Below are 19,081 nucleotides of genomic sequence, written 5' to 3'. Positions count from 1 at the left end.
ACCGTGCCAGCCTGGTTAGAGCGTTTCCTCGGCCTCGAGCCCGCCGAGTCCGGGGAAGGTACGGTTTGGACGCTCGACTATCAGTGGCCGTGGCCGGCCGGCCTGACATTGGTCGTGGTGGCGTCGATCGTAACGCTGATCGTATTCTTTTACCTGCGCGAGGCGGCCCGCGCCGGGCGCAACATTCGCATTGCCCTGATCGGCGTGCGGTTGGTGGTGCTGGGAATCGTCTGCTTCATGATCGCGCAAGTAGCCGTCACGCTCGAGCGGACGGGGCTGCCTTATTTGGTGTTCGCCGTTGATGATTCGGCCAGCATGGGCGTGGTCGATCGTTACGATGATCCGCAGATCGCTTCATTAGCCGAATCGCAGTTGCGCGGCGCTCGATTGCAAAGAATGACCCGCCTGAACCTGGCGAAGTCATTACTGTTGGCCGATAACGGCCAGTTACTGCAAGATGCCGCCCGAGGTCACAAGCTGCGACTGTACTTTATCGCGGACAGTGCGCGTAGCGACTTAGGCGAAACCGAAGAATTGCTCGAACGCATTGCCAGGGTCGAGCCGACGGGTCAGAGCACGCGTCTGGGGCAGGGGATCCGCAACATCTTGAACGATTTGCGCGGCGCACCACCGTCGGCGATCGTGCTGTTCAGCGATGGCATCAGCACCGAGGGAGAATCGCTGGCCGATGCGGCCGGCTATGCGCGACGTCGGGGAGTGCCGCTGTTGACGGTTGCGCTGGGGAACGACCGGCCAAACCGCGATCTGGTCGTCAGTGATCTTTTGGTCGATGACGTGGTTTTTGTCGATGATGTGGTGAACTTCGAATTCAAGCTCATCGGCCACGGCTTTGCCGATAAGCAAGTCGACGTCGTGCTGCGCGATAAGACAAACCCTGCGCCGCTGGCGAAAACCACGGTCAAGGTGGGCGCTGATGGCCAGGCGAAAAAGGTCGTCATCCCGTATCGCCCCACGGCCGTCGGCGAATTCGAGTTCGTTGTCGAAGTTCCCAGTTTGCCGGACGAGGTGCAGGCGGATAACAATCGGCAAGAGCGGCTGGTCAGCGTGCGCAAGGATCAGATTCATGTCCTGCTTGCGCAAGCTTATCCGAACTACGAGTTCCGCTATCTTAAGCACCTTTTAGAGCGCGACTCGACGATCGAGTTGCATACTGTCCTGCAAGAGGCCGATCCTTCGTATGCCGAGATCGACCAATCGGCTTTGCGATCGTTCCCCGTGCGACGCGAGGAGTTGTTCAAGTACGACGTGATCATCTTCGGTGATGTGAATCCCACGCTGCTGGGCGCGGGCGTGATGCGAAATCTGAACGAGTTCGTCACCGAGAAGGGGGGCGGACTGGTGTTTATCTCGGGGCTTCGATTCACCCCCGACGCTTATCGCGATACGCCGTTGGCTGCGCTGTTGCCATTGGAGTTCGACGGCGCCACGGCCGGGCAGCCCATTTCGGGATCGGTCGCAGGCTTTCAGGTGTTGCCTACCGATCTGGGCCTGGCCAGCCCAACCATGCAGTTGGGGGACACACCGGAACAGACTCGCGAGATTTGGAACAACTTGCCACCGCTGTATTGGATGTTCGAGATTTCGAAGCTCAAGCCGGCCGTGCGCGTGCTGGCCGAGCATGTTGCCCGGTCGGGCGAAAACGGCGCGAAGTTGCCATTGATCTGTCTGCAATATGCGGGGGCAGGCAAGGTGCTGTTTCACGCCGTCGACGGCACCTGGCGTTGGCGCTATCGGGTGGGGGATGTTTTTTTCGCCCGCTACTGGATTCAAACCATCCGTTATCTCAGTCGGGCGAAGTTGCTGGGAAATAATCGATCGGCCGAATTGACGACCGATCGTCGCGAATATCACCGAGGCGAACCAGTCCTGGTGCGCGTCCGCTTCACCGATGAGCGATTGGCCCCGGCCGAGGATAATGGTGTCAGCGTGGTGCTCGAGCAACAGGGAAGCAAGAACATCCATGTGCAGCTTGAGCGCGCGGAAATGGGGCGTGGTGTTTTCGTCGCTTCGCTAGCGGACTTGCCTGAGGGGCGCTATCACGCTTGGATCGCGGCGCCGACCTTGGAGGGGGGCGCACCGGCGACCGACTTCACCGTGACATTGGCCGCCGGTGAGTTCGAGCGCGTCGAGGCCGATTTTGCAGAGCTGGCGCGGGCCAGCGAAACGACTAAGGGGCGCAGCTTCACGCTCGCCACGGCCGAGCAATTGAAGAAATCCCTGCCAGCCGGGCGACAGGTGCCAATCGAAGCTTTGCCCCCCATCGAGCTTTGGAATCGTTGGCCGCTATTGCTGGCATTTGTCGGTTTGCTAGTCGGCGAGTGGCTGCTGCGCAAGCGATATGCAATGGTATAATCACAAAGAGTGGCGGAATTCGACGGGCGAGGAATAGTTATGCCGCATCCGCTCGAGCTCAAACTCGCGCGAATCCGCCGAAGAGCACGGCAGTTCGTACTGTCGAAAGCCATATCGCGTGCGCTGGTCCTCGTGCTGTGGACTGGCGTGACGCTGGCGCTCGTCGATGCGCTCTTCCGCTATCAAGATCGCGGGCTGCGGGCGATTTCCTCGCTGGCCTTGCTGACCGTTGTCACCTTGGCCGCGCGCGGAGTCTGGCGTGCCATTCGCGGCAGCCGAATGAGCGATGTCCAGATCGCTAAGCGTTTGGAACTCGCATATCCGTCTCTTCGTGGCCGGTTAGCGAGCGCCGTGGAATTCGTTCGCGAGCCTGCGGACGACCCCCTGGCGGGCTCGGCGGACTTGCGCCGGGCCGTGATTCGCGATACCTCGGCCGCGATCGACGAACTCGATCTTTCGACGGCCCTCGACGCGCGGCCGGCCCGCCGTGCTCTGTTGAGCTTGGGAATTTCACTGGCCGCGGTGCTGTTGCTCATTTTTGTTGGCGGTTCGACGTCGCGTGTGGCGCTATTGCGCCTGGTGAGTCCGCTGGGTGACTTCGACTGGCCGCGCGTGAATCAGTTGGCAATCGTTGCCCCGGTCGACCGTTTGCCCCACGGACAGAACTTCGAAGTTGAAGTGATCGATCAAACGTCGGCCGTTCCGCCGGACGACGTCGTGATGCATTACCGGTTTAGTGGCCCTGACGACAAAGTGAGCGAAGAGACCGAACCATTGCATGCGATCGGAGGAGAACTGCTCGCGCGTCGAGAAAACGTCGAGCGGCCGTTCGAATATCGCGCGGTGGGGGGAGATGATTATACGATGCCCTGGACGGCGCTGGACGTCGTCGAGCCGCCGGCGGTGCGCAGTACCAAGCTGATGCTGCACTTTCCGGCGTATACCGGTTGGGAACCGCGCGCCAGCGAAGCGAATCTGCGCGCACTGGTCGGCACGAAGGTGCAACTGGAAGCCACGTTCACGAAGCCGCTGGCCGAGGCAGCCCTGCGGATGGCGGATGACGTCACGATTCCCGCGACGCTTCGCGCCGACGGTTACGGTGCCACGATTGCCCCCGATGCGGAAACTCCTTTTGAAGTGCGGGCCTCGGGACCGTACCGGTTCGTTTTGACGGACCGCGAAGGCTTTCATAACGATGAAACGACTCGCTATGAAATTCGAGCCGTGCCCGACGCGCCCCCGACCGCGGAAATCGAGCAACCGAAGGCAAACTTGTATGTCACGCCTGACGCGGTTCTGTCACTGAGTCTGAACGCCGCAGACGATCTGGCGGTACACGGTGTATCGCTTGAGTATTTGCGCTCTGACAAATCTGACGCGGGCTCAGAGCGATTGGAACTCTTCGCCGGGCCGGAGTCCGTGCCCGCTGAAGTGGCGACCGCCTCATCCGCAGAAGGTTATACCGGCGACCGGCGCGAGCTGTCTTATGAGTGGCAGTTGACGCCGCTGGGCTTGCCTCCGGGTGTGCAGCTTACGTTTCACGCTTCGGTGACCGATTACGCCGGGCAAACAGGCCAAAGCCTGCCACGGCGGTTGGCGATCGTCACGCCTGAAGAGGCGCAAGACCGTCTGGTCGATCGGCAGGGGGTAATTTTCAACGAGTTGTCGCGCGTGCTGCAATTGCAGCACGCGGCACGATCTCACGTGGCCGGATTGGAAGTACAGCTCAAGCAAACCGGCAAGTTGAAAAAATCGGACATCGACGCCTTGCAGGGAGCGGGCCTGAATCAGCAACAGGTCGAACGCGAATTGACCAACAAGCACGAAGGTCTGCGAGGCCAGGTCAACGATCTGCTCGAAGAATTGCAGATCAACAAGATCGACGGACCCGACACTCAGCGACAAATGCAGGACCTGCTCGATCGGCTATCGCGATTGGCTGACGGTCCCCTGCCCGAGGCTGGTCGCGGTCTGGCGACGGCGATCAAGACGGCGCAGGTCGAGCTGCAAGACAAGACTGAGACGGCGCCTGGCAAGGGGGCCGGCATCAATACGCCTCTCGCAGAAGCCGCCCAGGCGCAGGATGAAGTGACCGAGTCGCTCGCCGAAATGCTCGACGAGATGAAGCAGTGGGCCAGCTTCCGTCATTTTCATCGTGAAGTCGGGCAAGTCACCAAGGCGCAGGAAGAGCTCGTCGAAGAAACGGCAAAGCTCGGCCAGCAGACACTCTCTCGCGCCAGCGGAGATTTAGAACCGCAGCAGCGGGCCGATTTGCAGAAACTCGCGCAGCGGCAATTGGATCTGGCGCGCCGCCTCGACAGGCTTGAGCAGCAGATGGACGAATCTGCGACGGCTGCACGGCAAGAGGATCCGCTCGCGGCCGATAGCATGGCAGACGCGATCGAGCAGGCGCGCCGCCAGGGCGTTGCCGAAACGATGCGGCAGGCGGGGCGCGGCGTCGAGCAGAATCGCATTTCGCAAGCCACTCAGGGACAGCGTCAAGCGGCCAATGAGCTGCGCGAAATGTTGGACATTCTTTCCAGCCGCCGCGAAAACGAGCTGGGTCGATTGGTAAAGAAGCTACGCGAGGCCGAGCAGGATCTTGCCCGTCTGGCAAACGAGCAACAGGGCTTGCAGAAAAAACTGAAAGCGGCCGAGCAACTGCCCGAAGAGGAGCGGCGCCGCGAGTTGGAGCGACTGACGCGCGAGCAGCGTCAGTTACAAGACGAAGCCAATCGCTTTGCCCGCAAGCTGGAACGGCTGCAGGCCGAGAAGGCAGGCGCGAATGTCGCCGCGGCAGGAGGCAAGATGGGGCAGGCCTCGGACAGTGGCGAGGCGGGCGAAGCCGGATCAGCGGCCGATGAGGCGCAGGCCGCGGAACAAGACCTGGAGGACGCGCAGCGCGAGCTGGCCGCCAGGCGTCGCGAGGCCGAGACCGATTTGGCGCAAGAGCAGTTGGCACGCATGGAGGATGCCGTCGCCAGTCTGCACGAGCGGCAGCAAAAGCTCGTCGGCGAAACGATCCACTATCAGCTTCGCGAGAAAGAACGTGGGAATCTAACGCGGGCCGAGGCGGCGAGCGTTCGGGAAATGGCCCGCAACCAGGGCGCTTTGCGCGATGAAATGCAAGAGCTGAGTAAAACGTTGGCTGGCGCCGAAGTTTTTCAGTTCGTCCTCGAGATCGCCGGCGGAGACATGACTCGTGCCGCCGAACGACTCGATCAGCGCGATCTGGGGGACCAAACGCTGATGTACGAGAATAGCGCGCTCGATCGCATCGCACAGCTCAAGAGTGCCCTCGACGAAGATGCCGCACCGAAAAGCGAGAAGCCGGACGACGAACAAGGAGATGGCGAAGGGGGAGGGCAAGAGGGCTCGAACGGCAAAACCGGATCGGTCGCCGAGCTGAAGTTACTGAAAGCCATCCAAGAACAAATCAACAGCCGGACCACCGCCCTGGCCGAAGCAAAAAGTCAACCCTCGCCAGATAAGGCGCAGCAGGAATCCGAATTCGAATTGCTCAGCCGCGAACAGGGGCGGCTGGCTGACCTGGTTACAAACATGATGCAGACGACCGACCAGCGGCCGGAAGATCATCCGGAACGGTTGCCCGATCTGCGCCGCGATACTCCCACGCTGCCAAATGACGGTGCCCCCAACGAGGAGTCGCCATGAGTATCATATCGCGGGCAGTTATTTGGCTGGCGATGCCACTGACATGCGCAGGCAATGTTTACGGTGACGAGCCAAAAACGCCGAATAAACCGTCGTCGCGACGCGATATGTCAGCGCTCGACGCGGAGTTGCTCAAGGACCTGGGACCGGATGCCGAGATCGACGGGCTGGATACTGGTCCGACGAAAAAGCAAGCCGCCGACCCTGCGATTAAGGACGGCAGTGCCAAAAAAGAGATCGATCCGCTCGAACAAGAGTTGCTCAAAGGGTTGGAAGATTCTGACCAGTCCGCCGATGCCGCGGGGCGGGATCCACTCGCGCGCCTTAGACAGCAGATGCGCGACGTCGAGGGCAAGATCGCCCAGCGCCGCGCCGATCGAGACACGCTCGACCGGCAAACACAAATCGTCAAGTCCATCGACGACCTGATTCGACAAGCGCAGAACCAGCGTCAAAGCGGTGGGCAATCTTCGCAATCGGGCTCGACCGGCAAGGGCGCGCAACAAACCACGAAACGCCGCGAGTCTTTGCAGCCACATCGACGCACCGGGGAATCAAGCGACATGTCTGACGCACCGGCACGGCAGAGCACGAAGAAGACACGCGAACAGCAAGCGGAAAAGCCCGATATGGCCAACATGCGCGACCTGCTGAAGGGGGTTTGGGGACAGCTTCCCGAGCGCCAGCGCGAGCAAATGATACAATCGTACGAAGAGCAGTTCTTGCCGAAATACGAACAAATGATCGCCGATTATTTTCGCTCGTTGGCCGAGGGTACACCTGGTAAGCCGTAATCCGGCCGACGCTCTGCGGCGTCGTCATGCCGCGGCTGCGAAGGAGATCAATCGCATGAGAACGTTGCGCCGCTCGAGCTTGGTACTCTTCCTTGGCGTTTTCACTCTCGTTGCGCAGATGCCGGCTGCTGCGTCCGCCGCCGAGCGCGAGGACGAGGCCGATCGTAGCGGCGTGGAAATGATGACCCCGGCGACGATTCGCGGCATCGACCGCGGCCTGGCTTTTCTCGCCAAACGGCAGCAGGAAAATGGTGCGCTGGGCTCGGGAGGATGGAGCCATAACGTGGCGGTATGTTCGCTGTCGGGCATCGCTTTCGTGGCCTCGGGCAGTACGCCCGACGAAGGTCCGCACGGCAAAGAGGTCACCCGGGCTGTCGACTTCGTCCTGGCAAACACGGGCGACGAAGGATTCATCCACGTCGCCGACGACACTGGCCACGGACCGATGTACGGTCACGGGTTCGCCACGCTATTTCTGGCGGAGACATATGGCATGACGCCGCGCCGCGATATGCGCGAGAAGCTGACCAAGGCCGTCAACTTGATCGTCGATACGCAAAACTCGGAAGGTGGCTGGCGTTATCAGCCGCAACGCCGCGATGCCGACATTTCGGTGACGATTTGCCAGGTGATGGCGTTGCGATCCGCGCGGAATGCCGGATTGTACGTGCCGGCTGCGACGATCGAGCGCTGCATCGAGTACGTCAAGCGCAGTCAGAACGCCGACGGCGGATTCATGTACATGCAGCAAGGGGGACCAAGCGCGTTCCCTCGTTCGGCGGCTGGCGTGGTTGCCCTGTATAGCGCCGGTATTTACGACAGCCCGGCGGTCGAAAACGGTTTGACGTATTTGATGGAGAGCTTGCCGCGCGGCAATACTTTGGCCCGCGATAGCCATTACTTTTACGGGCATTACTACGCGGTGCAGGCGATGTGGCATTCGGGCGGCGAGCGCTGGCGGCAATGGTACCCGGCGATTCGCGACGAGCTGCTCGCCCGGCAGCGCGACGATGGATCATGGATGGACTCGATCTGCCCCGAGTATGGAACGGCAATGGCCTGCATCGTGTTGCAGATGCCGACGAATTATCTCCCCATTTTTCAGCGCTAGCTAGATGGCACTTCTCATTCGCCCTTTGTACACGCGATTGCCATTGTTGCTGTGCATCGGCGGGATGATTCTGTCCGCGCATCTCGTCCGGTCCTCGACGGAAGATGCGACACAGAGCGACTCAAGCGTAGCATCGCCCAAACCTTCGACGGCATTCGCGATTCCCGCAATTGGGGCTCGCTTCGAGGGACGACCGCTCGAAATTACTTCGGCCGGCGAGGCCACGTTTCAGACTAGCGACGGAAAGCGGCGCGTGCCGCTGGCGGATCTGGTGCGCTGGGGCGACCTGGTCGACCCGCAACGTGGCATTCAGGTATTGCTCAGCGGCGGCGGGTTGATCGTGGCCGAAACCGTTCGCTTGGAAAACGAGCAACTACATCTCGATTCGGACCTGCTGGGTGAGCGCGCAGTGCCGCTCGAGTTTCTGGCGGGTATCATTTTCCAGACGCCGCGGGATTTGCAGGAACGAGACCGGTTGGCGAATCGAACGCTCGATCCGGCGGCACGGAGCGATCGGCTGCTGCTGGAGAACGGTGACGAGCTGTCGGGCACGATTACCTCGGTGACGGGGACTTCCGTCATTATCGATGCGCAGGGACAAAAGGTGGCCGTTGAACTGCGGCGCATTGCCGCCGCGGCCTTCGATCCCACACTAACGGCTGATGAAAAGCCATCGCCGACTCGCACGCTGGTGGGTTTGCGCGATGGCAGCCGCTTGACGGTCAACGGCGTGGTGCTCAATAAAGACCTGTTGCAGGTCACTATGCCTGGCAAGAAAGTGTGGGAACTGCCGGCTGATTCGCTTGTTTGGTTTCAGCCACTATCGGGCAATGTTGTCTATCTTTCGGACCTGACGGCCGAGGGCTACCGGCATTTGCCGTTCTTGAGCCAGTCGTGGCCTTATAAGAACGATGCGAACGTAGTCGGTACGCAACTTCGCGCTGGTGGCCATCCTGCGGCCAAGGGAATCGGCATGCACAGTGCCGGGCGTTTGACGTATCGCTTGGACAAACGCTTTCGCAAGTTCGAGGCCGATGTGGCTCTGGACGATCAGGTCGGCGACGGGGGGGCTGTCGTATTCGGCGTCTATGTCGACGACAAGCTGGCATGGAAGAGCGATGTGATCCGCGGCGGCATGCGCCCGCAGCCGGTTTCGGTCGACGTTAGCGGCGCCAAACGATTGAGCCTAATCGTCGAGTTTGGCGAGCGCGGTGACGAGCTGGACCGGGCCAACTGGCTCGACGCGCGGCTCACACCGTAACTGAAGGCGCGCGACGCGTAGCGCTTAACAGGCAGATCGACTCTGGCCGGCGTCTGATCGTGGCGCCACTTACGCGCCGTATTTTCCCAACCGTCCGGCATTAGCCAGCGCTAACGGCATCAGATATTTTGCCTCGAATTGTCCAAGCCCGCCGCGCAGACATTCACGCTCGCAGAAGCCATCAGCCGAGTCGCTGCGGCAAACATCCGACAACAGCAGCGTCGGCACGGGGTGCCAACTGTGCGTGCGCAAACGGCTGGGCGTGCTGTGGTCGCCGGTCACGATCAGCACCGTAGGCTGCATCGTCATGATGCGTGGTATGGCGGCGTCCAACTCTTCGATGCGCTGCACCTTCGCCTGGAAATTTCCGTCCTCACCGGTGCTGTCCGTGTACTTGTAGTGTAGGAAGAAGAAATCGTAGTTGGTCCACTCTTCGATCAAGAAAGTGAGCTGATCGTCGAGCGTTTGCGCCGGACCAATAAGATTCATTCCCACCAGCCGCGCCAGTCCCTTGTACATGGGATAAACGGCGATGGCCGCGGCGCGCAGGCCGTATACTTCCTCGAACGACGGCAGCGCCGGACGTGCGGAGAAGCCGCGCAGTGTCAGGCCGTTCGCCTTCGGCTGGTCGGCCAAGAGTTTTTGCGCTTGCTTGACGAACTCGGCCGCGATTTCGGCGGTCTTGGCGCTGGCGGCGTTGATTGCCTTAGGGGCCAGCGGCGCGACGCCCGTGGTCTGCGGATCGGTGTCTAGGACATCTCCGCCCAAGCCGGGCGCGCGGAACACGACGACAAAGCGGTGTTCCTTGACCGGCTCGACGAAAACCTCGACGCCGGGGATTTTGACCTGCCGGAGTTTCACGGCCAGTGGTGCGCTTTCCTGGCTTTCGATGCGTCCCGCGCGGCGGTCGCTGATTAACCCTTGAGCGTCGAGCGTGCAAAAGTTTCCGCGCGCCGCGACGTCATTCGGCCCCAACTCGAAGCCGATGCCGGTCGCTTCCAAGGCGCCGCGGCCGATGACGTATTGCAACGGGTCATAGCCGAACAGCGCCAAGTGGCCCGGACCGCTGCCCGGCGTGATGCCGGGCTTGACAGGAACGCTGAGTCCGACGATGCCGCGTCGGGCCAGCATATCCAAGCGGGGCGTTTGCGCCGCTTCGAGCTCAGTGAGTCCCCCGGATTCGAAGGGCAGTCCGCCCAACCCGTCGGCGACGACCATCACGATCTTGGAATTGTTCTTAACGTGCAGGCTGCGTGTCAGTTCGTGCATATCCATGATCGGCTCCCTGGCGAAAAATGTTCGATTGTCACGTTGCGCGACCAGAGGGGCCGAACGTCTCCTCGGCATTCGTCGCCCGCGACGCGCCTCTTTCCTATCAGAATGACGGCGCTTGGCAAGCCGGTGCGAACGATTGTTTCCGTGGTATTAGGGTATCACGCTGGTCAACCATGGACCATCTTATCGAACGCGCTGCCGCGGTCGGAATCCTGGCTCGCCGCGCTAGGGTCCGTTATGATTACTGCGCTTTGGCCTGGCGAAACCAAAAATCTTGCGTTTTCCCTTATCGTCTCGCCCGGTCTCATCAAAAGGAATATGCGCGGTGGATATCGAGTTGACGTGGCTAGGGCATGGTGCGTGGTCAGTCCTGGCTCCCTCGCCGGAGCATGGTCCGCAGACGATCCTGATCGATCCATTTCTGGACGACTCGCCAACGGCCGCGATGAAGTCCGATGACGTGAAGGCGGACTTCATCCTGATATCGCATGGTCATTTCGATCATGTGAGCGACGCGGCGAAAATTGCGCGGCGAACCGGGGCGCTCGTGATCTCGAATTTTGAAATCTGCCAATGGCTCGAAAAGCAGGGAATCGCGCGGACTCATCCGCATAACCTGGGCGGAGGCTCATCGCAGAAATTCGGCCGCGTGCAATTGACCATTGCGCATCACAGCTCGATGCTGCCGGACGGTTCCTACGGCGGAAATCCATCCGGCTTTCTATTGTCGATCGCGGAACAGAAGCTGTACTTCGCCTGCGACACGGCATTGTTCTACGACATGAAATTGATCGGCGAGGGGGGCCTGGATCTGGCGGTGTTGCCGATCGGTGATCAGTTCACCATGGGCCCGGCGGATTCGATCCGCGCCACCCAATTACTCGCGCCGAAGATCGTTGTGCCGTCGCATTACGACACCTGGCCGCCGATCCACCAGGACGCTGCACTTTGGGCCGACGAGATACGTAGTAAGACCAAGGCCGAACCCCGCGTCCTTACTCCCGGCGGGAAGATTGTCCTAAATGCATCGTAAGGGTGAGCGCGGCAAGGCCATGTAGGCTGAAAGACTCGAAGCCCAAGCTCTCAAGCAGTTTGCGCGACTTTGATAGTTGGTTGGTTGCGGTGATGCGCGGCGGACCCGGGGCGGGTGCCCCGCGACGGATAGTTCGTCTACAATTCGTAGCGTCAACGCAAATTTCGTAGAAACAAATACACGGACACAAGAATCCGATTTTTTGGGGGGTGCCCTATGTCGTTGCTCGTACGCCGGTCAGTCGTTCGTCAATTATGCCTCGTCATGGCTCCCCTGGCACTGGTCAGCGCCCTGATGGCGTCGGCACAGGCCGACACCGAACTGCGCTGGAAATTCAAGTCGGGTGACAAGACCCGCTACGAAATGAAAATGGACATGACCCAAGAGACGAAGTCCGGGCCCATGCCTTTTCAGGTGAAGGTCAGCCAGATCATGGATATGACGTGGGAAGTTACCGACGTCGCCGCTGATGGTTCGGCCACGCTGAGCCAGACGATCGACCGGGTGCGGATGGAAATGACGCTGCCGCAGGCGGGACAGCCGCCGATGAAGTACGACTCGCAACAAGAGAGCAAGGCGCCCGGTACCGAGACGCTGGCCAAGATCTTCGACGCCATGATCGGCAAGCCGTTTATTATGAAGGTTTCGCCGCTGGGTAAGGTCAGCGACATGCAGGCGCCCGATGGAATGGTGCAGGCATTCAAGAACATGCCGGCGGGCGGGATGTTCTCCGAGGACGGTCTGAAGCAGATGATCGGCCAGAGCATGATGCCGCTGCCCGAGGAAGCAGTGGCTGTCGGCAAGACGTGGGATCAATCGGCCGAAATGGAAACGCCCCCCTTTGGCAAGCAAGTCACGACCACGCAGTACAAGTTCGGCGGGGAAGAAGAAGTTGACGGCAAGAAGTTCGACAAGATCGATGTCGCAATGGACGTAAAGCTCGAACCCAGCGAGGACGCTCAGGCGAAGATAAAGCTCGCAGGTAATGACGCCAGCGGCGTGATTTATTGGGATACCGCGGCAGGCCAGCCGGCTGATTCGCGCGTCAACAGCAAGATGAAGTTCGAGATCACGGTAGGCACAAATTCACTCGAGCAGACGGTCACGACCAAAAGCTCGATGAAGCGCGTCGCTGCCGGGGAAGCCCGCGAGTTGTAAATGGCAAGGAGCCGGACAGCGACACGTGCGATCCGTTCAGGAGCGATCCACGCTTCCAAGCAGCCGGTCCAATAGTGGCACCTGATCGGGATGCAGTAGCTGCCGCGCGTTTTCGATTCCGACGAACTCGGCCCGATCGACTTCCCAGCTTGCCGGCGCCGGCTGGGCGTCATGGGGCGCGCGTCCGGCGAAGCAATGAATCTCTTTGCGGCTCTTCTGCAGGATCACCGAGCCCAGCGCGACAAGCGCGCCGGCAACGACACCGGTTTCCTCGAGAGTCTCGCGCCGCGCGGCGGCCTCGAGAGGTTCGTTCGTGCCTGGCAATCCCTTGGGGATGCTCCAAGGAGCCCGGTGGTTGTAATTGCCCGACGGATGCACGAGCAAGACTTCGAGACCGGACTCGGAAGATTCCTTCTCCTGTGTTTGTCGATAGAGGAGCACGCCCGCGGATTGTTTCATGGCCGCAGTGTAGCAAAGCGACGAGTACGCGGCGCCGGTGATGAGTCGCAAGTGCGGATGCCGTTGCTTCGCGCGAAATGCCTAACGGGTGCGAAGCCGCCGACGGAGCCAGGATGCCACGACCGGCAGCAGCCCCAGGCCGGCCAAGACGAGTGTCGTAGGCTCGGGCACGGCCAGTGCATCGCTGACGAAGATGCCGGAACTGCCATCGGTGAAGCTGGCCCAGAAGGCAAGCTGGCTGTTGTCGCTGAAGCCGCTTGCACGGCCATCGGAATTGCCGCTACCGCCGAGGAAGGCGATGCCCGCGACTGTGCGAACGTCGCCGGGAGCGACCTGAATAGCGACTCCCTGCCGGGCAACCTCAAGCAGATTGCCGCCGCGATCGGTACCCCAGATGCCGATCTTGCCGTCGCTGGACTGTGCGGTGAAGACGACTTGCCCCATTCCATTCAGTCCGATGTCCGCATAGGCGGGATTAAGCGACAGTGCGAGCTGCGTAAAGGTCGTGCCCGTCGGCGTGCCCGGAGCTTGTGCGCCGGCTTGTGCGACGATGTGCAGACTGTCAGGCAATCCGCTGAATATTGCCGTGTTGTTGGCAGCGGTGATATCCGGACCGGATAGGCGCGCTTGAAAGGCCAGGGTTCCCTGCGCGTTCAGTAGCGGCGAAGCCGGTGAGAATGCCTGCGAAGCGAAAGCGTCGCCCGCGGGTAATCCCGGCACTTGCTGCCCATCGGTCGCGACAAGTTTCAAACCTGACGAGTCGTGAATCCACATGCCAGTGGCCGTAAACATCGACGCGGAAAACGCGACCGTTCCCGCGGCATTTATTTCGGCGACAGAGAAGGGGGATAGCCCGGTCAGCGCCGCAAAAACATCCTGACCCGGGAATTGTGGCACCACGCCCGACGCCGTATCGCCGGCGCGGGCGATGAGCTGAACGTTCCCCGGCGTCCCAGCCCAGATGCCCACCTGGTTAAGTCCGGTCACGCCCGGCCCAACGAGTGCTGAGTTGAACACGACGCTGCCCGAGGCATTCATCCCGGTCGCGCTGCTGCCATAGGTGCCATTGCTGAACTTCACGCCGGATGCGGTGCTGGGTGCCTGCTGCCCGAACGTCGCGACGGGCTGGACGTTTCCTCCGTGATCGACCCAAATGCCGGACAGACCGTTGGCTGAGCTGAGAGATGTAAAACCGATATCGCCGGCGTCATTGATCAGCGGCGCCGGGCCGAAGGTCGGAACGCTCGAGTTATTCGAATGAAACGTCGTAGACGACTCGCGCAAGAGTTGATTCGCGGCGATCGCAGAGCCGGACCACAGCAACTCATCATTCGATGGATTGACATTGAAGCCGGTTATGTTCGCTGACAACGCGATTTGATTGGCAGCGTTGATCGGTATCGGCGGTGGAATGACACTAGGAGCCAAAATAGGGAGCGAGCTAGCGGCGAATCCAAGAAAGTTGATGCCGGCGCCCAGTCCGCTCACGCTATCGTTTTCGAGCGCAGTCAATCGTACGTTGCCGCTGGTACCCGTCCAAACGCCGACGTTGTTGGTTGTCGTCGTGCCGGCGCCGCTGAGTGTTCCATAAAAGGCCACCTGGCCCGACGCATTAATGGACGGTGGTACGGGTACCGTACCACCGTTTTGAAACGCCGCGAAATTGATCCCCGCGGGGACTTCGGGAGCTTGCGTCGCACTCGTGGCAATGGTGTCGACCGTTGTTGCCGCGTCAGCCGTAGTCATCACGGCAATCGCGCCGACAGCGAGCACCACTGCGAAGGAACGCAGCAATTGCTTGCGCAAAGTCCAAGTAAAAACCCCGACCAAGGCGCCAATCGCCAATCCAAGCGAACTCGGTTCCGGCACCAGTGACGATGAGATAGTAGTTGTAAAAATGGCTGTCGGACCGTTGCCCGTGCTAAACTCGTTCAACGTCGATGTGAAAACGATCTGACCATTGTCGTTGAAGCCAGTGCCAAAGCCGTCCGAGGTGCTGCCGCTGGCAAAACTCAGCGCGTACAGGGTGGTTTGATTGCCGTGAGAGTCGGTGACTAACTCGCCGGGACTGGCCACCAGGCTCGGAGTTCCTCCGGCGTCGGTAACCCAAATGCCCCTTGAGTCGGCAAACGCGATTTGGCCGGCGGAATTAATCGCCAGTGAAGTCGGCTGATCGCGTGCGACTAGCGTTAGATGACCAGCCGTGCCGGTCCAGATGCCGTATCCATCCGGCGACGACGCACCAGCATGGGTGTAGGGCGCCGCGAACACAATCTGACCGTTTGCGTTCATGTACAGCGGAGTCGTGGCGGCAGAGGGCGTGGAATCCAAATTGCCGAAGATTTTGCCGCTTCCCACTCCAGGCGCTACGTCCCCCGCGCGCGCGACGAGCTGCAAATTGCCGACCGCCCCGGCCCAGATGCCCGTGTTGTTGGCGCTGGTTACGCCAGTGCCGGTCAGCAGGCCGGCGATCGCGACCTGGTTGTCCGAGCTGATCTCCGGACGACTGAACGTGTAGAGTGGACCGTTATTCGTGCCAATATCACCGTTTGTCGGATCGGCGAATGTCACGCTGCTTGGGGTTCCCGGAGCCTGGTCACCAAACTTGGCGACCAGCGATAAGCTTCCTGCTGACCCGACCCACACACCGTCATGTACGGTGCTGTTGGGCCCAGCGTAGGGAAACTCGAAGGCCACTTGCCCGTTGCTATTAATCGCGGGGCCCAAAATCAGCGGCGGCAAGCCAGGAAGGGCGAGGGATCGGAACGTGCCTCCCGAAATTCCGGGGGCCGCATCACCAGCACGGGCCACGGGGTTCAAGCTGCCAGGCGCGCCCTCCCAAATCCCAAAGCCTGACGATCCCTGTGTGCCGGCACTAAAGGCGACATTGCCCGCCGCGTTCATCGCATACGAGGGAAAGGTATAATCGAGCGCTGCGCGAAACGTATTGCCTGGCGAACCCGGCGCCGCGGTTCCCTCTCGCGCGACAATGCCGGCTTGCCCGGCGGGGCCCTGCCAGAGGACCTCGTCGGTGCCCGAGCTGACGCCAAGCCCGGTGACGTAACCGCTGTAGGCGACATTACCCGATGCGTCGACAAGTGGCAGCGAGACCGGAGCGGTTTGAGTAGGTTCGACCGATGAGCTACCAAGCACATCGGTGTAATTGACACCGTGCGCGAAGCCAGCCGCGTTTTGATTCTTCACGGCCACCAGGTGTAGGCCCGTGTCGTCGCTCTCCCAAATGCCCCCATACACCGGTGAACTAGATTGGTCGTAGGACGTGCCGTAGAACGCGATCTGGCCATTCGGGCCGATCGTGGCGCCAGAGGCGTCTTGAAAATAGACCGAGTTGAAAAACTGGAAGTTGGCGCCGGCGACCATGCCCGGCGCTTGTGTCCCGGAAAAGACAATTGGCTGAAGCGGTGGCAGAGCGAATGCCGCTGGAATCAGCAATTGCGAAGAGAGGATCGCGACCGCGATCACCGGGAGACAAAAAAACGCGCAATCGTTCATTGCGCGCGGAATACCACGAAACCGCTGCATTGCCCCAGCCCTTATCACGCCCGAAAGAACCCAAACGACGACGTTTGAATTGGATCCCACTGGTTGCACGATCGTGCGATGCCCACTACCAAAGGCATCGCACAATCGTGCGGCGTCGCTATGAGCGACGACGCCGCATGCCGTAGACCAGGGCGACCAATCCAAGTCCGGCCAGAGCGATTGAGCTCGGCTCGGGCACAACGACGGCGTTACCACCGAAGGTGCCAGCACCGGCAGCCGTGGCCGATTGGAAGAACAGCGCAGGATCAACGCCGGCGACTTGCAAGCCGCCCGGCAGACCTTGCACGCCGATCGAGCTCCACGAGCTGAACGTCAGCGAGAAGTTATGCTCGCCGTTGGGGAACGTCAGGAAGTCCGAGGTGTAGTTCACCGTCACGCCGCCGCCGGTGGCCGTGTCGGCCGACAACTGCGGTGCACTGCTGTTGATAATGCCCAGCAGCGTGGCGTTGGTGTACGTCACGGTCAACAGGTTCGTCTTCGTGCCGAAACCTTCGCTCGCGGGAGTGTCGCGCGTGATGGCGATGCCGTTGGGCAGGCTGCCCAGGCCGTTGAACACTTGCGCGGCAATGGTGCCGCCAAAGCCGGTGGTGACCGGATTCGTCGTGCTGGAAATCATCGACAGCGTGGCGTTCTGCACCCCTTGCAAGTCAGCGGGAACCGTTCCCGTAACTGTCAAATAGGTGAAGTTCACCGGAATCGGCGCGCCCAACGGGCCGCCGGTCGAAGTGCCGAAGTCAGTCTCGCTGGCACTTCCAGTCAACGTGAACAAATTGCCGCCGGGGGATGCTTCGGAGAATTGCGCGAAGCTGGCCGGAGCGGCGTGTACGGGAGTTGTCGATCCGAGGGCGATGCCCAACGAAACGAGCGCGCAAACAGGCGCGATGCGGAAGAACGAAGTAGTAGTAAACCTCACGGTGTTTTACCTAGCTAGTAGAGTTCCGAGTGGTGAAAAGAGTTACTTAGGGCGACTCTTTTTCGGAATTCACTAGCTGCTACCGTGGGTTACAAAGAGTGGGCGGACAATCTGCCCAACAGCTCGCGATTCTAGGTGGGTGTTAGGATCGTGTCAACAAAAATACTAGCTTTCCTGGGATTTGTAATGTACCGGTTGGCAAGGGCCTGCGAGGCGCTTTTGGGGCGGGCAGGCCGCTCGAATCCGGGCCCTTTTCCCGATTTGTGGTTCTGGTCGGTTGAAGCGATAGCTTCAAAGAATAGTCCTTCGTCTCTGGGGAATTGCGATTTTTGGGGTGGCCCGGCAACGCCTTTTGCCCTGCCAGGCATTAGCCGGAGGCGATTTCGCTGACCATCAGCCCCTGGCATGAGATTCGCAAATCGTAACGGTCGGCCTTCGGACGCCGTTCGGCGAATTCAGGCCACCCTTCTTCGTCACGCCCTTATCTCTGCCACGCCCTTCGCTCATTTCCAGGAGCACATCATGCTCGGCAAACGCTGCTACACCTTGGGTTGGGGTAGTCACGCCGCTCAATGGCAAGTTCGCTCGACGTCCGGTCATATCGTGTTCGAGGCCGCCTGTCGCCAAGAGGCATCGGCCATTTGCACGCGGCTGAATCGACGTTTCCCACGCACTCGAATACATGCCAAGGCCGTCGCCCGCCGGCCAGCGCCGATTCGTTGCGAGACCAGCGTCCTGGTTCGAAATCTGTGGTCGGGCATTTTGCCGGCCTTCGGCTAAACGTAGAATCCCGGGATAAGATGCCGCTCTCTCGTGCGCGGCTTGCCCTCGGGAAGAACCCTCGGATGGGACTCTACGACAAATATATTCTGCCGCGTGTGCTGGAATTCGGCATGAGCCGGCCACAAGTGATGCGCGAGCGACCTCGCGCACTGGCCGAGGCTCGCGGTGAAGTCCTCGAGATCGGTTTTGGAACCGGGCTGAATCTTGCGTCGTATCCGCCGGCCGTCGAACGGCTGGTCGTAGCCGATCCGGTCGAAATGTTGGCGCCCCGGGTGGCCCAGCGGATCGCGGCTGCCAAGATTCCGGTCAGCATCGAGCGCGCTGATGCCGCTGTGCTGCCATTCGATGCCGGGCGATTCGATTGCGTCGTCAGCACTTGGACCCTTTGCACGATTCCGCGAGTTGCCCAATCGCTGGCCGAGATTCGCCGCGTCCTGAAGCCGTCGGGGCGATTCTTGTTCCTCGAACATGGTCTGAGCCAGAATCCGCGCACCGCCGACTGGCAGCATCGCCTCGACCGGCTGCACGGCTTCTTCACCGGTGGCTGTCACGTGAATCGCGAGATCGATCAGTTGGTCGCCGGCGCAGGTTTGGCGATCGAGCGGGTCGACCGGTTCAATCTGGCCGGCGTGCCCGGCTACATGGCCCCTCATTACCTGGGTGCCGCGATAGTGGCATGAGC

The 19,081-nt window shown here is 60.8% G+C and carries 13 protein-coding genes; 9 read left to right on the top strand and 4 right to left on the bottom strand.

Annotated elements, in window-relative coordinates; translation table 11 throughout:
* Positions 1-3: 3 nt before the first annotated feature.
* From VGN12_10575 to VGN12_10555, 5 genes are read left to right on the top strand one after another with little or no spacing between them, the layout of a single operon-like run.
* The gene (locus VGN12_10575) at positions 4-2,373 is read left to right on the top strand and encodes a VWA domain-containing protein (GenBank protein ID HEY4309885.1); all 2,370 of its coding nucleotides are present in this window, start codon (positions 4-6) and stop codon (positions 2,371-2,373) included.
* A gap of 39 nt (positions 2,374-2,412) precedes the next feature.
* Positions 2,413-6,048, top strand: a complete 3,636-nt coding sequence (locus VGN12_10570) for a hypothetical protein (GenBank protein HEY4309884.1) — start codon at positions 2,413-2,415, stop codon at positions 6,046-6,048.
* Positions 6,045-6,842, top strand: coding sequence for a hypothetical protein (locus VGN12_10565; GenBank protein HEY4309883.1), 798 nt, complete (start codon positions 6,045-6,047; stop codon positions 6,840-6,842). The genes VGN12_10570 and VGN12_10565 overlap by 4 nt, the downstream gene beginning before the upstream one ends.
* A gap of 55 nt (positions 6,843-6,897) precedes the next feature.
* On the top strand, positions 6,898-7,953 hold the full coding sequence (locus tag VGN12_10560; protein HEY4309882.1) for a prenyltransferase/squalene oxidase repeat-containing protein: 1,056 nt from the start codon (positions 6,898-6,900) through the stop codon (positions 7,951-7,953).
* A gap of 4 nt (positions 7,954-7,957) precedes the next feature.
* Entirely contained in the window at positions 7,958-9,214 is a 1,257-nt protein-coding gene (locus VGN12_10555) for an NPCBM/NEW2 domain-containing protein (protein HEY4309881.1), read from the top strand.
* Positions 9,215-9,283: 69 nt separating this feature from the next.
* On the opposite strand, the gene VGN12_10550 is transcribed toward VGN12_10555, so the two are convergent.
* Positions 9,284-10,489: a 2,3-bisphosphoglycerate-independent phosphoglycerate mutase gene (locus VGN12_10550; GenBank protein HEY4309880.1), complete on the bottom strand. Its 1,206-nt coding sequence runs from the start codon at positions 10,487-10,489 to the stop codon at positions 9,284-9,286.
* A 325-nt stretch (positions 10,490-10,814) separates the two neighbouring features.
* On the opposite strand from VGN12_10550, the gene VGN12_10545 reads away from it, so the two are divergent.
* Positions 10,815-11,522: a metal-dependent hydrolase gene (locus tag VGN12_10545; GenBank protein HEY4309879.1), complete on the top strand. Its 708-nt coding sequence runs from the start codon at positions 10,815-10,817 to the stop codon at positions 11,520-11,522.
* Between the two features lie 216 nt (positions 11,523-11,738).
* Entirely contained in the window at positions 11,739-12,680 is a 942-nt protein-coding gene (locus VGN12_10540) for a DUF6263 family protein (protein HEY4309878.1), read from the top strand.
* 36 nt (positions 12,681-12,716) lie between these two features.
* On the opposite strand, the gene VGN12_10535 is transcribed toward VGN12_10540, so the two are convergent.
* The 3 genes from VGN12_10535 to VGN12_10525 form a co-directional block, all read right to left on the bottom strand.
* The gene (locus VGN12_10535; protein HEY4309877.1) at positions 12,717-13,190 is read right to left on the bottom strand and encodes an NUDIX domain-containing protein; all 474 of its coding nucleotides are present in this window, start codon (positions 13,188-13,190) and stop codon (positions 12,717-12,719) included.
* Between the two features lie 30 nt (positions 13,191-13,220).
* A complete protein-coding gene (locus VGN12_10530) occupies positions 13,221-16,682 on the bottom strand; it encodes a PEP-CTERM sorting domain-containing protein (protein ID HEY4309876.1) in 3,462 nt (1,153 codons plus the stop codon).
* Positions 16,683-16,800: 118 nt separating this feature from the next.
* Positions 16,801-17,616: a PEP-CTERM sorting domain-containing protein gene (locus tag VGN12_10525; protein HEY4309875.1), complete on the bottom strand. Its 816-nt coding sequence runs from the start codon at positions 17,614-17,616 to the stop codon at positions 16,801-16,803.
* A gap of 522 nt (positions 17,617-18,138) precedes the next feature.
* Here VGN12_10525 and VGN12_10520 point away from each other — a divergent pair.
* Together VGN12_10520 and VGN12_10515 are read left to right on the top strand one after the other, a co-directional pair.
* Positions 18,139-18,396, top strand: a complete 258-nt coding sequence (locus VGN12_10520) for a hypothetical protein (GenBank protein HEY4309874.1) — start codon at positions 18,139-18,141, stop codon at positions 18,394-18,396.
* Positions 18,397-18,461: 65 nt separating this feature from the next.
* A complete protein-coding gene (locus VGN12_10515) occupies positions 18,462-19,079 on the top strand; it encodes a class I SAM-dependent methyltransferase (GenBank protein ID HEY4309873.1) in 618 nt (205 codons plus the stop codon).
* Positions 19,080-19,081 lie beyond the last annotated feature (2 nt).

The sequence above is a fragment of the Pirellulales bacterium genome, from assembly GCA_036499395.1.
Taxonomy (GTDB): Bacteria; Planctomycetota; Planctomycetia; order Pirellulales; family JACPPG01; genus JACPPG01.
The sequence above is the reverse complement of the archived record's forward strand: the minus strand, read 5'-3'. Positions and strand labels throughout refer to the sequence as shown.

What these genes read in the sequence shown, in the direction of transcription:
- VGN12_10570 (HEY4309884.1), top strand. Translation starts at nt 2,413, where the DNA reads ATGCCGCATCCGCTCGAGCTCAAACTCGCGCGAATCCGCCGAAGAGCA.
- VGN12_10565 (HEY4309883.1), top strand. Translation starts at nt 6,045, where the DNA reads ATGAGTATCATATCGCGGGCAGTTATTTGGCTGGCGATGCCACTGACA.
- VGN12_10560 (HEY4309882.1), top strand. Translation starts at nt 6,898, where the DNA reads ATGAGAACGTTGCGCCGCTCGAGCTTGGTACTCTTCCTTGGCGTTTTC.
- VGN12_10555 (HEY4309881.1), top strand. Translation starts at nt 7,958, where the DNA reads ATGGCACTTCTCATTCGCCCTTTGTACACGCGATTGCCATTGTTGCTG.
- VGN12_10550 (HEY4309880.1), bottom strand. Translation starts at nt 10,489, where the DNA reads ATGGATATGCACGAACTGACACGCAGCCTGCACGTTAAGAACAATTCC.
- VGN12_10540 (HEY4309878.1), top strand. Translation starts at nt 11,739, where the DNA reads ATGTCGTTGCTCGTACGCCGGTCAGTCGTTCGTCAATTATGCCTCGTC.
- VGN12_10530 (HEY4309876.1), bottom strand. Translation starts at nt 16,682, where the DNA reads ATGCAGCGGTTTCGTGGTATTCCGCGCGCAATGAACGATTGCGCGTTT.
- VGN12_10520 (HEY4309874.1), top strand. Translation starts at nt 18,139, where the DNA reads ATGCTCGGCAAACGCTGCTACACCTTGGGTTGGGGTAGTCACGCCGCT.
- VGN12_10515 (HEY4309873.1), top strand. Translation starts at nt 18,462, where the DNA reads ATGGGACTCTACGACAAATATATTCTGCCGCGTGTGCTGGAATTCGGC.